The organism is Microbulbifer sp. SAOS-129_SWC, assembly GCF_039696035.1.
Taxonomy (GTDB): domain Bacteria; phylum Pseudomonadota; class Gammaproteobacteria; order Pseudomonadales; family Cellvibrionaceae; genus Microbulbifer.
The window spans coordinates 1,789,689-1,803,283 of the sequence record NZ_CP155567.1; the positions used below are offsets into that span (position 1 = coordinate 1,789,689).

12 protein-coding genes are annotated in these 13,595 nt (G+C 63.8%); 6 read left to right on the forward strand and 6 right to left on the reverse strand.

Annotated elements, in window-relative coordinates:
* Window positions 1-35 precede the first annotated feature (35 nt).
* The 3 genes from ABDK11_RS07620 (at window position 36) to ABDK11_RS07630 (ending at window position 3,181) form a co-directional block, all read left to right on the forward strand.
* Entirely contained in the window at window positions 36-1,040 is a 1,005-nt protein-coding gene (locus tag ABDK11_RS07620; RefSeq protein WP_346839694.1) for a YhdH/YhfP family quinone oxidoreductase, read from the forward strand.
* A gap of 157 nt (window positions 1,041-1,197) precedes the next feature.
* A complete protein-coding gene (locus ABDK11_RS07625; protein ID WP_346839695.1) occupies window positions 1,198-2,463 on the forward strand; it encodes a patatin-like phospholipase family protein in 1,266 nt (421 codons plus the stop codon).
* On the forward strand, window positions 2,444-3,181 hold the full coding sequence (locus tag ABDK11_RS07630) for a DUF4919 domain-containing protein (protein WP_346839696.1): 738 nt from the start codon (window positions 2,444-2,446) through the stop codon (window positions 3,179-3,181). The genes ABDK11_RS07625 and ABDK11_RS07630 overlap by 20 nt, the downstream gene beginning before the upstream one ends.
* Before the next feature lie 774 nt (window positions 3,182-3,955).
* Here the strand turns inward: ABDK11_RS07630 and ABDK11_RS07635 are convergent.
* The 5 genes from ABDK11_RS07635 to ABDK11_RS07655 form a co-directional block, all read right to left on the reverse strand.
* The gene (locus ABDK11_RS07635; RefSeq protein WP_346839697.1) at window positions 3,956-6,187 is read right to left on the reverse strand and encodes an ATP-dependent helicase; all 2,232 of its coding nucleotides are present in this window, start codon (window positions 6,185-6,187) and stop codon (window positions 3,956-3,958) included.
* Between the two features lie 109 nt (window positions 6,188-6,296).
* On the reverse strand, window positions 6,297-8,051 hold the full coding sequence (sulP, locus tag ABDK11_RS07640) for a sulfate permease (RefSeq protein WP_346839698.1): 1,755 nt from the start codon (window positions 8,049-8,051) through the stop codon (window positions 6,297-6,299).
* 274 nt (window positions 8,052-8,325) lie between these two features.
* Complete coding sequence (locus ABDK11_RS07645) at window positions 8,326-8,751, reverse strand: YeeE/YedE family protein (protein WP_346839699.1); 426 nt, start codon at window positions 8,749-8,751, stop codon at window positions 8,326-8,328.
* Between the two features lie 4 nt (window positions 8,752-8,755).
* The gene (locus tag ABDK11_RS07650; protein ID WP_346839700.1) at window positions 8,756-9,190 is read right to left on the reverse strand and encodes a YeeE/YedE family protein; all 435 of its coding nucleotides are present in this window, start codon (window positions 9,188-9,190) and stop codon (window positions 8,756-8,758) included.
* A 9-nt stretch (window positions 9,191-9,199) separates the two neighbouring features.
* On the reverse strand, window positions 9,200-9,514 hold the full coding sequence (locus ABDK11_RS07655) for a metalloregulator ArsR/SmtB family transcription factor (protein WP_346839701.1): 315 nt from the start codon (window positions 9,512-9,514) through the stop codon (window positions 9,200-9,202).
* A gap of 103 nt (window positions 9,515-9,617) precedes the next feature.
* Here ABDK11_RS07655 and ABDK11_RS07660 point away from each other — a divergent pair, with 103 nt between their 5' ends.
* The 3 genes from ABDK11_RS07660 to sulP (ABDK11_RS07670) are packed head-to-tail and all read left to right on the forward strand — an operon-like array spanning window position 9,618 to window position 12,768.
* Entirely contained in the window at window positions 9,618-10,496 is an 879-nt protein-coding gene (locus ABDK11_RS07660) for an MBL fold metallo-hydrolase (protein WP_346840185.1), read from the forward strand.
* 37 nt (window positions 10,497-10,533) lie between these two features.
* The gene (locus ABDK11_RS07665; RefSeq protein WP_346839702.1) at window positions 10,534-10,950 is read left to right on the forward strand and encodes a TIGR01244 family sulfur transferase; all 417 of its coding nucleotides are present in this window, start codon (window positions 10,534-10,536) and stop codon (window positions 10,948-10,950) included.
* 54 nt (window positions 10,951-11,004) lie between these two features.
* The gene (sulP, locus tag ABDK11_RS07670; RefSeq protein ID WP_346839703.1) at window positions 11,005-12,768 is read left to right on the forward strand and encodes a sulfate permease; all 1,764 of its coding nucleotides are present in this window, start codon (window positions 11,005-11,007) and stop codon (window positions 12,766-12,768) included.
* Here the strand turns inward: sulP (ABDK11_RS07670) and ABDK11_RS07675 are convergent.
* Window positions 12,743-13,321, reverse strand: a complete 579-nt coding sequence (locus ABDK11_RS07675; RefSeq protein ID WP_346839704.1) for a YceI family protein — start codon at window positions 13,319-13,321, stop codon at window positions 12,743-12,745. The genes sulP (ABDK11_RS07670) and ABDK11_RS07675 overlap by 26 nt on opposite strands.
* Window positions 13,322-13,595 lie beyond the last annotated feature (274 nt).

A 13,595-nucleotide genomic window follows, 5' to 3' on the forward strand; every position in this document is an offset into this window, starting at 1 on the left:
ACCGTTTTCGGGCACGGAAATCCGGGAGCAGGAACATGGATGACACAACCTTTCGCGCAATCCGGGTCGAGGAAGTCGCCCCCGGCAAGTACGACCAGCAGCTGGCACTGTGCCGAGGCGGCGATCTGCCCGACAATCCGCTGCTGCTTGCGGTGTCGCACTCGTCGCTGAACTATAAAGACGCGCTGTCCGCGTTTGGCAATCGCGCCATTACCCGCGATTACCCGCACACGCCGGGTATCGATGCGGTGGGCACGGTTCTCGAGGACCGCAGCGGGACCTTTCAACCTGGCACCCAGCTGCTGGTGACCGGTTACGACCTCGGCATGAACACCCCCGGCGGGCTCGCCGAGCGCATCGCGATTCCCGCCGAGTGGGCGCTGCCGCTGCCGGCCGGGCTGACGCCGCGCGAGGCGATGATACTGGGAACTGCCGGTCTCACCGCTGGTCTGTGTGTCGTAAAGCTGCTGGAGGCGGGCGCGGCGCCCGGCGACGGCGAGGTACTGGTGACCGGCGCCACCGGCGGTGTCGGCTCCATCGCTGTGGCACTGCTGGCGCACCTGGGTTTCCGCGTGGCGGCGGTGACCGGCAAGCTGGAGTCGGCGGACTTTCTCACCGCGCTGGGTGCCTGGAAGGTGCTCGACCGGGAGAGCCTGGCGCCGTTTGCCAGTAAGGCGATGGTCAAACCGCTGTGGGCCTGGGCGGTGGACACCGTGGGTGGCGAAACGCTGTTCAACGTGATCAAGTCGCTGTCTTATGGCGGTGGCGTGGCTGCCTGTGGCATGGCGTCCGGCGCCCAGTTCCAGGCCAATGTGTTCCCGTTTATCCTGCGCGGCATCAGCCTTCTGGGCGTCGACAGCGTGGAATTGCCACTGGCAAAGAAGGCCGCGGTATGGGACAAGCTGGCCACCGACTGGTATATCGGCCCGCAGCTCGACCGCATCGCCGAGGACATCTCGCTGGAGCAGGCGCCCGAGTTTCTCGCGCGGCTGCACCGCGGCCATGGTATCGGCCGCTACGTGGTGGACATGTCGCTGTAGACGGCGCCGCGGAATTACGTGACCGGAGTGCAGTTTGAGTCACTTTCGCTGTGGCAGGCCTGCTATCCTTAAGTGCTCCGATTTAGACTGAAGTGGGGAGCATTGCGCGCCAGAGCTGGCGCGTCTCCCCTCGCAAAGCTGGTTTTGGTAGAACAAATTGTCCGCAAATAAAGAATTGCCCAGGCTCACCCACCAGTCCAGCGCCCTGGTGTTGTCCGGTGGCGGCGCTCGCGCTGCCTATCAGGCCGGTGTACTCAAGGCGCTGGCGGAGCTGACGCCGGACAGCAACCCCAATCCCTTCCAGATCATCTGCGGCACCTCCGCCGGTGCCGTCAATGCGCTGTTGCTGGCCTCGCACACCGGTACCTTCAAGGAGGCGGTGGCGCGGCTGTGCGAGCTGTGGATGGGGCTCACCGTCGACGACATCTACCGCAGCAGCTGGCACAGCCTGCTCGGCAACATGTTTCACCTGACCCGCTCGCTGTTCAATCAGGGGGTTGGCCGCCGCCGGCCGCTGGCGCTGCTGGACAATGCGCCACTGCGCAAGCTGGTGGGGGAAGTGGTCCATTTCGACAATGTGCGTACCAATATCGAAGAAGGGCGCCTGCGGGCGGTCTGTGTCAACGCCATGTCCTATAGCGCCGGGGAATCGGTGAGCTTTTTCCAGGGCGTGGATGAACTGCGCGAGTGGCGCCGTTTCCGCCGATTCGGTGTGCGCGCCGACATCACCGTCGATCACCTGATGGCTTCCGCCGCGATTCCGACCCTGTTTTCCACGGTCAAAATCGGCGACGACTACTACGGCGATGGCGCGGTGCGCCAGCTGGCGCCAATCAGCCCGGCGCTGCACCTCGGCGCCAACCGGGTATTCGTGGTGGGAGTTTCGGACAACCGCTCGCCGGTGCACTGGGGCAAGAAGCGCACCAAGGCGCCGCGCCACTCGCCATCGATGGCACAGATTGCCGGCCAGCTATTCAACGCGGCCTTTATCGACAGCCTCGAGGGGGATCTGGAACACCTGGACCGGGTCAACCTGCTGCTGGATTCGGTGGCGGAGGACAAACTGGGGGAGCTGTCGCCGCTGCGCGGGGTGGAATCCGCAGTGATCGAGCCGTCGCAGAGCCTCGACCGGTTGGCCGGGCGCAAGGTGCGCCACCTGCCGCCGGCGCTGCGCTGGCTGTTCCGCTCCACCGGCGCCACCACCTCCGGCGGCGGGGCATCCGCTGCCAGTTATCTGCTGTTCGAGAAACCATTTCTGGATGAGCTGATCGAACTGGGTTATCAGGATGCCATGTGGGAACAGAACAAACTGCGCGACTTCCTGCAGCCCCATCCGGTGCCGCAGGAGGGGGGCGAGCGGCGCGGCCTGTTCGGTATCAAAGTCAAACAAACGGAAGCAGCCAATGGCAATTCGCAATCGTAGAGTTATCCGCGGCCTGGTCCTGCTGGGGCTGGCCGCAGCCGTCGCCGCCTGTAGCGCGCCGGGAGTCAAGCAGGGCGCGGATCCGGCCGCCGCAGGCGACAGTGCAGCCGCCGCGGGGCCGCAGCTGCGCCCGGCGGAGCAGAGCGAGTACCGGCGCCTGTTGGCGGAAGCGCGGCAGATGTCGTTTACCCTCGACTTCAACGAGCTGCGTCGCGCCTTTGTGGCGTCGCCGGACTATAACCCCTACGGCGGTGGCAAGCTGCCGGGCCTGCCGGAGGCCTACACCGCGGTGGAAAATGCCGATTTCGACGGCTGCCTGAAATATGTCGATCAGGTGCTGGCGGAGGACTATATGAGCCTCGAGGCGCATATGATCGGTGTGGTGTGCAGTGGCCGCAGCGCCAAGCTGGAGCGCGAGGATCGCCACCGCTATATGGTCGATGGCCTGATGGCGTCGATCGAGAGCAGCGGCGATGGCCGCAGCCAGAACAGTGCCTACCGCACCATCAGTACCTCGGAGATGCGCGGTTTTCTGCGCCTCAAGGGCCTGCAGGTACTGGACCAGTCCATCGTCTACGACCAGACCGGCATCTATGACAAGATGAAAGTGCGCGATCCGGAGTCGGGTAGCGAGTACCCGCTGTACTTCGACGTCAGCCGCCAGTTCGCTCACGCCTCACCGCAGGAGGCGGGCGAAAAGGGTGCGGTGGGCGAATAGCTCGCGGCATTTTTCGGGTCTTCGCATCAGCTGTTGTGGCGGCGCCGTTGCCGGTAGCCGCTTGTTCAACAGCCTGTTCGGCAATCGTTTCTCAAGCGACTCCCGGCAACGGCGCCTGCCGTCTTGTGTCCGGGTTCGCTCACTTCGTATGAATTGTGGTGGCGGCGCCGCTGCCGGTAGCCGCTTGTTCAACAGCCTGTTCGGCAATCGTTCTCAAGCGGCTCCCGGCAACGGCGCCTGCGTGTCTTGTGTCCGGGTTCGCTCACTTCGTATGAATTGTGGTGGCGGCGCTGCTGCCGGTAGCCGCTTGTTCAACAGCCTTATCGGCAATCGTTTCTCAAACGGCTCCCGGCAGCGGCGCCTGCGCGTCTTGTATTCGGGTTGGCTCACTTCGTATGAATTGTGGTGGCGGCGCTGCTGCCGGTAGCCGCTTGTTCAACAGCCTTATCGGCAATCGTTTCTCAAACGGCTCCCGGCAGCGGCGCCTGCGCGTCTTGTATTCGGGTTGGCTCACTTCGTATGACTTGCGGTGGCGGCGCTGCTGCCGGTAGCCGCTTGTTCATCAGCCTTATCGGCAATCGTTTCTCAAACGGCTCCCGGCAGCGGCGTCTGCGCGTTGTGTGTCCGGGTTTGCTCACTTCGCATCAATTGTGGTGGCGGTGCCGCTGCCGGTAGCCGCTTGTTCAACAGCCTGTTCGGCAATCGTTTCTCAAGCGGCTCCCGACAGCGGCGCCTGCGCGTCGTGTGCATGAATCTTTGGTGGTGCGGTTGTAATCACACCAGAAACGGCGCCAGCTTGTCCCAGTCGAAGCGCCGCGTTTTCTTGTCGCTGAACAGAATCTCCACCCGCTCATCTTCCCATTTGGTGACGCGTCCGTGGCCCAGCTTGCGGTGGCGGATGCCGTCGCCGAGTGCCGGTTTCTGCACAACCGGGGGCGGTGCGTCGAGTTCCGGTCGGTAGTCGCAGGCCTCCATATACAGCACCGCCTGGCGGGATACCGGCACATTGCTGTGCAGGGTTTCCGGGCGCGCGCGCAGCGCACCGTCGACGGCGGCGCACAGCGGCAGCTGCATCTCCTGCAAAAACAGCGACGGCTGCTGTTGCTCGTCGCCGGCTTCGTTCGACACCGGCGGCGCGAGTAAATAGAGCTGGCAGCGCGCGCGGGTCATGGCCACGTACAGCAGGCGTCGTTCGCTCTCCAGGGACGCGGGCGTGGAGAAGTCCCGCTGCGGCTGGTAGGGCATATGGTGCTGGGTCAGCGACGGGATGATCACCCGATCCCATTCCAGCCCCTTGGCCTGGTGCATGGTGGTGATCTGCACCGCATCGGCGGCGCTCTGCTCGCCCTCGCGGTGCTGGCGCTGCAGTTCCTGCAGGTGGGCCAGCGCATCGGCGGGGCGCTGCTTGAGGCGGTCCAGAAACTGGCAGAAGGCGAGAATGGTCTGCTGGCGCTCCTCGCCCTGCTGGCGGGTGAAACTGTCGTCGGCGATGCCGCTCAGGTAGTCCAGCTCGCCCAGCTGGCGGCGCAGCAGTTCACCGGCGAGGCCGCGCCAGTTTTCCATTTCGGTCAGTAGTGCGGCGCGCGTGCGCAGGCGCTTGATCTGCGGCTGGCTGAGGCTGTCGGGAATCAGCGCCATCAGGTTTGCGCCCCAGTTGCTATCCCGCTGCGCCAGCGCCTCGCACAGCGGCTCCAGTTGACGCCGCGCGATGCGGATATGCGGTGCGGTCAGCCATTCGTACAGGCCCTGGCGGCGCCGCGCCGGCGGCAGTTCGGCGAAGCGTCCGGAGGCGATGTTGAGGCTCCAGAACAGCGGCCGCAGTTCCCGCCGCGACAGCACCGTGTTGCGGCTGCCGGAACGGTAGGGGAGGTTGGCGGCGAGTAGTGCCAGTTCCAGCGGTGCGGATACGGACCACAGGCGCACCAGTACGGCGATGCGGTCCAGCGGCTCGCCCTGCTTTTGCGCGCGACGCAGGTGCTCTACCAGCCAGCGCGCTTCGTTGGCGGTGTGCACCAGCTCTATATCGGTCTGTCGCTCGCCGTCTGCGGACACGCAGAAGATATCCGCGCGCTCGCGGTTGTGGGCGATAAAGTGGTTGGCGGCCAGCGACAGCTGGTTTCCGTAGCGGAAGGTGCGGCTCAACTGGTAGACATTCGACGGCGGAAAGTCGCCATCGAAAAACTTGAGCAGGAAGTCCGGCTTGGAGCCGCGCCACTCGTAGATGGTCTGGTCCGGATCGCCGATGGCGATGACGTTGCAGTTGTGTTTTACCGGGCGGCCGTAGAGTACCCGCAGCAGGAAGTGCTGCACCTCGTTGATGTCCTGGTACTCGTCGACGAGGATATCCTCGTAGTGGCCGCCGTACTGGTCGGCCATTGCCGGCTCCATGCTCAGCAGCGTGGCCGGGTCGTAGATCAGGTCGGCGTAGGTGACCGCGCGGCGCTCGCGCCGCCAGTCCTCGAAGTGGCGGAACACCTTGAGGAAATAGAAATACTCGTCGCTGAGTTTGAGTTCGCGGAAGGCGCTCAGGTCGCCGCCGAGAATCGTCTTGGTGTAATCGATAAACAGTTCCACTGCCTCGATTTCCGACTGCTTGCGCGCGCGGATATCCTCCAGCTCCGCCGGCGGCGCGCAGGCCTCGATGGATTTCCAGATCTGCAGTTGTATCGTCGACTGTGGCAGGGGTTTGAGCTCAGCCGGAGCGATATGCCGGTTGGCGATCATCCGCTGGTAGAGGCGGTAGCCGAGGCTGTGGAAAGTGTGCACCGCCGGCGTCGCGCGGCCGTCGAGCAGCTGTTGCAGGCGCTGCTCGAAATCCTCGCGGGCACCGCGGTTGTACATCAGCACCAGCATGCGCCCGGCGCTGGTGCCGGCGTCGAGGCGGTTGCGCACATAATGCAGCAGCGCGGTAGTCTTGCCGGAGCCGGCCACGGCGATGATCTTGGCGTGGCCGCCGGGGTGGTCGGCAATGGCCTGCTGTTCTTCCGTAAGCGCGCTCGCGTGCATGAAACCGCCTGCTCAAATACTGGATATTTTGCCAGTATCCGGCAGTGGTGGACAAGAGGCGAACAGGAGGCAAACAAGGGTCGAGCAAATGGTGAGGCGCGGGATACGCTCAGGCACTCCCGGTGGCCGGGCTTTCGTCCCCCGTGTTCGCGGTGTCGCCGCTATCGCCATGGCGCAGTGCCAGTTCGGCGATATACGACGACAGGAAAACCCGCCCGGTCAGTTCTTCCAGCAGCCGCGAGCGCCCCAGCCGGTCCAGTACCGGTCCCTTCACCTCCGACAGGTGCAGGCGGATGTTGCGCTCGTGCAGGTCGCGGTTGACCTGCTGCAGCCGCTCCAGCGCCGTGCCATCGATGCGGCTCACCGAAGACAGGATCATCACCAGGTCGCGCACCTGCGGGTGGCGTTTCAGCTCGCTCAGCAGGCGCTCTTCCACCGCGCTGATATTGCTGAAGAACAGGCTTTCGTCGATGCGCAGGAAGAGGATTTTCGGCTGTGTCTCCACGGTGTGGCGCAGCACGTTGCGGAAGTGTTCGGTGCCGGGCACGCGTCCGACCACGGCGATATGCGGCCGGCTGCTGCGCCAGATCAGTGTGGCGAAAGACAGTCCCACCCCCAGGCCGATACCGGCCTCCACCCCGAACAGCAGTACCCCGAGAAAAGTGCCGGCCATCGCCAGGCCGTCGGTGCGGTCGTAGCGCCAGTTGTGCAGGAAACCGCGCAGATCCACCAGTCCGGCGGACGCGACGATGATCGTCGCCGCCAGCACCGTTCGCGGCAGCTCGCTGAACAGGCCGGTAACGAACAGCAGTACCAGCGCCATCAGGCCCGCGGTAATCACGCCGCTGAACGGCGACATAGCACCGCCCTCGTCGTTGATCGCCGTGCGCGCAAAGCTGCCGGTCACGGCAAAACCGCCGGAAAAGGCGCTCAACAGGTTGGCGGCACCGAGGCCGCGCAGTTCCGCATCGGCATTCAGGCGTTGGCCGCGGCGCAGGGCGATGGCGTGCGCGATCGACAGACTCTCGACAAACCCCAGCAGGGCAATGATCAGCGACGGCAGCAGCAGCCGGTAGGCCAGGTGCCAGTCCAATGGTGGCAGTTGCAGTGGTGGCAGCCCCGGGGGAATGGCGCCCACCACGGCCAGTTGTTTATTCCAGTGAAAGACGTGCGTGAGTGCGATGGCCAGCAGTACCACCAGCATTGGTGCCAGCCGCGCTAGCAGATTGGCGGTGTGTTCGCCGACGCCGAGTTTGTGTAACACTGGCGCCAGAGCAAATTTTGCCGCCAGTAAAACCAATACCGCGCCAATACCGACCGCAGCGGTCTGCACTGCGGTGGCGGGCAGGTGTTCGACGGTGCTGATAAACAGCTGTAACGCCGTGTGGCCGTCGCTGTCGATGCCCAGCAGCGGGCTGAGCTGGCCGACCATGATCAGCACCGCCGCGCCGGACACGAAGCCGTGGATCACCGGGTGGCTCAACAGGTTGGACAGGGCGCCGAGGCGCAGCATGCCCATCACCAGCAGAAAGATGCCACTCAGTGCAGCGAGCAGGATGGCCCCGGCGAGATATTCGGCGCTGCCGGGCGCTGCGATCGGCGCCAGGGCTGATGCGGTCATCAGCGCCAGCACCGCCACCGGCCCTACTGACAGCACCGGGCTGGAACCGAACAGTGCGTAGCCGAGCAGTGGTAGCAGGCTGGCGTAGAGGCCGATATGTGGCGGCAGTCCCGCCAGGGCGGCGTAGGCCAGCGCCTGCGGCACCAGCATCATTGTGGCCACCAGCGCGGCAATCGCATCCCCCGCCAGCCACTGGCGCCGGTAGCCTGTCACCCAGTCGGGAATGAATTTGCTCAATCGCATCAGCGCATGGATTCCTTGGTGCTGACCGCGGCCGCGGCGTCCGTTCATCGCTGTTTGAAAAGAAAGATAGACGGGTTTCCGCAGGGATTGTGGAACAGCCCCGAGCACAATGGAACAGCCCTGAGTGTAAGGGAGCAGCCCTGAGCGTAATGGACCAGCCCTGAGCGTAATGGATCAGCCCTGAGCGTGATGGCACCGGGAATGCGGAAGGCGATGGCGGGGAAAGCCGGCACAGGGGAGGACCGGGCGGCGAGGGCCGCCCGGGGGGATCAAATCAGCCGTCGGTACGCCGGTCGACAACCGAGAACAACAACATGCCCACCAGCATCGCTGCGGTAAACACCAGCGCCTTGGGTTCACCGGCGCCGCTGGCTACCACGGCCGGCCCCGGGCAGAAGCCGGCCAGGCCCCAGCCGATACCGAACAGCAGGGCGCCGAGCACCAGCGGGCGGTCGATATCGCGGCTCGTGGGAATCTGCATCTGTTCGCCCAGCAGGCTGCGGCCGCGGCGACCGGCAATAAAGAATACCGGCAGGCCCACGGCGATGGCGCCGGCCATTACGAGGGCCAGGGAGGGATCCCAGTTGCCGAACAGGTCGAGGAAGCCCAGCACTTTCTCCGGGTTGGCCATACCGGACAGCAGCAGACCGAAACCGAACAGCAGGCCGGAGATCAGGGCGGTAATCGTGGTTTTTTTCATCAGCTCAGACTCCCAGCAGATGGCGGACGACAAAGACGGTGACAAAGCCCGCGCCCATAAACAGCAGCGTGGCCACCAGCGAGCGCGGCGACAGACGCGACAGGCCGCAGACGCCGTGGCCGCTGGTGCAGCCGGAGCCGTAACGGGTGCCGATGCCTACCAGCAGGCCGGCGGCAATCAGCAGGGGGTAGCCGGCCTCGATATGGATCGGCGGCAGGTTGTGAAACAGCAGCCACAGCACCGGCGCGGCCACCAGGCCGACCGTGAAGGCGAGACGCCAACCGGTTTCGCCCGGCGTGCGGGTCAGCAGGCCACCGAGAATTCCGGAGATACCGGCGATGCGGCCGTTCAGCAACAGCAACACCGCGGTCGCCAGGCCGATCAGGGCCCCGCCGGCGAGGGCGGAATAGGGGGTGAATGCAGTCCAGTCGATGGTCATTTGTGGTGATTACTCCGCACAGTACAGTTGATAAAGAGTTTGTAGCAGGGCCAGGACGCGCTGGTCGGCCACCCGATAGTAAATGTTCTTGCCGTCGCGGCGAGTGGTGACCAGGCCCTCGCGGCGCAGCACACCCAGCTGCTGGGACAGGCTCGGCTGGCGAATATCCAGTCGCGTCTCGATCTCGCCGACACACAGCTCCTCCTGGCTCAGCTGGCACAGCAGCATCAGCCGGTCAGGATTGCCCAGGGAGCGCAGCATCAATGCCGCTTCCCCGGCGGATGCGCGCATCCGCTCAAGGCTGATTTCGGTGGTGTCGGTCATGGTCGGGTCACCATTCAGATACATTAGCTGAATACATTATATTGATTTATATATTATCGACAAGTATATTGTGGTCAGACAGAATGATTAGGAGAGGCAAGTGATGTCAGCCAACAAGCCTGTTGCCCAGGTGCAGTCGTTCCTGGACCAGGATACCGAGACCTGGAGTTACGTGGTGTACGACCGCAGCGGCGGCACTGCCGCAGTGATCGACGCCGTACTCAATTACGATGCCGCCTCCGGTCACACCAGCACCGAGGGCGCCGAGGCCATCATCGCTTTCCTGCGCGCGGAGAACCTGAGCGTAGAGTGGATTCTCGAGACCCACGCCCACGCCGACCACCTGTCGGCGGCGCCGTTTATCCGCGATCAGGTCGGTGGCAAGATTGCCATCGGTGATCATATCCGCCAGGTGCAGGACATCTTCCACGAAGTGTTCAACCTGGAGAAGGAGTTCCTGGTGGACGGCAGTCAGTTCGATCACCTGTTTCACGATGGTGACACCGTCAACATTGGCGAGCTGGAAGCGCGCGTGATCTATTCCCCCGGCCACACGCCGGCGGATATGGCCTGGCTGATCGGCGATGCGCTGTTTGTCGGCGATACGCTGTTTATGCCCGATGTGGGCAGTGCCCGCTGCGACTTCCCCGGCGGCGATGCGTCGACCCTGTACCGTTCGGCGCAAAAGCTGTTGCAGCTGCCGCAAGACACGCGCATGTTCATGTGTCACGACTACCCGCCCAACGGCGAGCGCGAGCACCGTTGCGAGACCAGCGTCGGTGAACAGAAGCGCAACAATATCCACCTGCACGACGGCGTCAGCGAGGCGGAATTCGTGGCCATGCGTGAAAAGCGCGACGCGACCCTGGGTATGCCGCGGCTGATTATTCCGTCGATCCAGGTCAATATCCGCGCCGGACAGATGCCGCCGGCGGAAGACAACGGCACCGTTTACCTGAAAGTGCCGATCAACAAATTGTAATTATGCCGCGCCGCCCGGCGGCGCCTGCGAGGTAACCATGAACCGCAAACAACTGGATGAACAGGTCAGCGTGTCGGAACAGTTCAGCTGTGACCAGATGGCGCTGCTCGCCGATGCCGGCGTGGAAGTGGTGGTGTGCAATCGCCCGGAAGGCGAGACCGAAGATCAGCCCTCCCATGCCGAGATGCGCGCCGCTGCCGCTGAACACGGATTGGAATTTGTCGCCATCCCGTTTCCCCCCGGACAGATGACCGCGGCGCACTGCCGCGAATTCGCCGAGCTGCTGGCACAGGGCAAGAAGCTGCACGCGTTTTGCCGCACCGGCAATCGCGCCTGCAATGTATGGGCCGCGGCCCGGGTGCAGGCCGATGCGGACAAGCAAGCCCTGCTGGCCAGTGCCCGCGATGCGGGATTTGATATCAGCGGTGTGCTGGTCGCCTTCGATCCGGAGTGAGCCCGTGCCCGGCCGCCGCCGGGCCGCTCTCCGCACTAACGGAAAACCCCAAGCATGAACCTACACCCCCGGATTCTCGCCGGTATGCAACGCTTGCGCGATTACCGGCGCCAATCGCTGAGCCGCGACCTGCTGGCGGCCGCCATCGTCACCGTGCTGCTGATTCCCCAGGCGCTGGCCTACGCGCTGCTGGCGGGCCTGCCGGCACAGGTGGGGCTCTATGCCAGTGTGGTACCGGTTATCGCCTACGCGATTTTCGGTAGCAGCCGCACGCTGGCAGTGGGGCCGGTGGCGGTGTCATCGCTGATGACCGCGTCGGCGCTGGGGGCGGTAGCGGCGCAGGGCAGCGGTGACTACCTGGCGGCGGCGATGGTGCTGGCGCTGCTGTCGGGCCTGTTCCTGCTGCTGTTGGGGGTGTTGCGGCTGGGTTTCCTGGCCAATTTTCTCTCGCACCCGGTGATCGCCGGCTTTATTACCGCGTCCGGGCTGTTGATCGCGTTGAGTCAGCTCAAGTATCTGCTCGGCGTCAATGCCGGCGGCCGCGACCTGCCACAGATGCTCTCCGCACTCGCGGCGGCTATTCCCGGCGTCAATGGTTATGCGCTCGCCACCGGCGCCGCGGTGATCGCTTTCCTGTTCTGGTCGCGCAAACACGCCGCGGTGTTGCTGCGGCGACTGTCGGTACCGGCGACGCTGGCGGGATTACTGGCCAAGGCGGCGCCGGTGGTGGCGGTCGTTGCCAGTATCGCCGCGGCGAAGTATTTCGATTTCGAGGGGCGGCAGGTACCGCTGGTGGGCGCGATTCCCGCCGGCCTGCCGGGCCTGCAGTGGCCGCACTTTTCCTGGGCGCTGGTGCAGGCGCTGGCCGTGCCGGCGGTAATGATCTCGGTGATCGGCTATGTGAGTTCCATCTCGGTGAGCAAGACGCTGGCGGCCAAGCGGCGTCAGAAAATCGATGTGAACCGCGAGCTGATCGGCCTCGGCGCGGCGAATATCGGCGCGGGTCTGTCCGGCGCCTTCCCGGTGACCGGTGGCTTCGCCCGCTCGGTGGTCAATTTCGATGCCGGCGCGCAGACGCAGATGGCCGGCGTCTTTACCGCAGCCGGGATTGCGCTGGCGTCAATTTACCTGACGCCACTGCTCTACTTTCTCCCCAAGGCAACGCTGGCGGCCACCATAGTGGTGGCGGTGCTGACGCTGGTGGATTTTTCCATTCTGCAAAAGACCTGGCGTTTTTCCCGCAGTGACTTTGTCGCCGTGGCCGTCACTATCGCGGTGACACTGTTGTTCGGGGTGGAGGCCGGGGTTACCTGCGGCGTCGGCGCCTCCATCGCGCTATTCCTGTATCGCACCTCGCGCCCGCATATCGCTGAAGTGGGGTTGGTGGAGGGCACCGAGCACTTCCGCAACATCAAGCGCCACAAGGTGATTACCGATCCGCAGATACTAACCATCCGCGTTGACGAGAGCCTGATGTTTTCCAATGCCGGTTATCTCGAAGACCGTATTTACGCGGATCTCGCCGCAAATCGGCAGGTGAAACATGTGATTCTGATGTGCAGCGCAATCAACGAAATCGACTGGAGTGCACTGGAAGTACTGGAGGCGATCAACGAACGCCTGGCGGAACAGGGTATGCAGCTACACCTGTCGGAAGTGAAGGGGCCGGTGATGGACCGGCTGCAGAGTACCGGCTTCTTGAGCCAGCTGTCGGGGCGGGTTTACCTGACCCAGTACCAGGCATTTTCGCAGGTCCGGCAGGAGCTGCCGGACCCTGCGAACGGTGCTGTGGCTACTTGTGATCAAACACCAGCGTAGCGACCACCGGTACCACCGGGCTGATGCTGGGCAGGCCGGCAATCTCGCGCAGTTTTTCCACGCCCTGCGCCAGGCCGTAATCGCCGGCGTGCAGAATGATGGGGTCCGCAGTGCTCACCTGCAGGCGGTCACCAGCCAGCTTGACCACCCGCAGACGGGTTTTCAGTGTCTTCTCACTGTTGTGTAGTGACAGTGTCAGGTCTGCGTCGGTCACGAAGGTTTCGCCCGCTTGCATCGCTTTCAGTTTCTTGGCATCGACACTGGTGTGAATACTCGCCTTGGGGAACTTGGCCGTTTCGAACAGCAGTTTCTGCAGGCGCTCGTTGCGAATCGGGATATTGGTTTCGACGCTGGCAAGGTCGATATCGACGCTGGCATCGCCACCCTCGGTGATGGTGCCGGACAGTTGTTTGAAATGGTGCACTTCGCCGACGGTCGATTTCTTGACCGAGATAAAGTCGACGGAAGAGCCGCCGTTGTCCAGCTGCCAGTCGGCCAGCGCTGCCGGGGCAGCCAGCACCAGTGCCAACGGAAGAATATACCTGCTTAACATGGTCGAACTCCTTGTGCGTCTCGGGTTGGGTGGGGGTTAGAATAGTGGCGGCCATGGAGGCCTGTAAATAGGCGATTATTCTAAACCCGAGACTATTACCGCACCGCTAAGTTCAACTTTCGTGCTTTGCCGCTGTACGTTTTTTCAGCGCCAGGGGGCTATTTGCACCACACGGACCGTGAACTGTCCAATCCAGCAGGGTTGGACGTGTTCATTCGCTCTAACCCGGACTCTATCGTATTGCCCGAACGGATGGGTTTATCGAGGTTGGCCG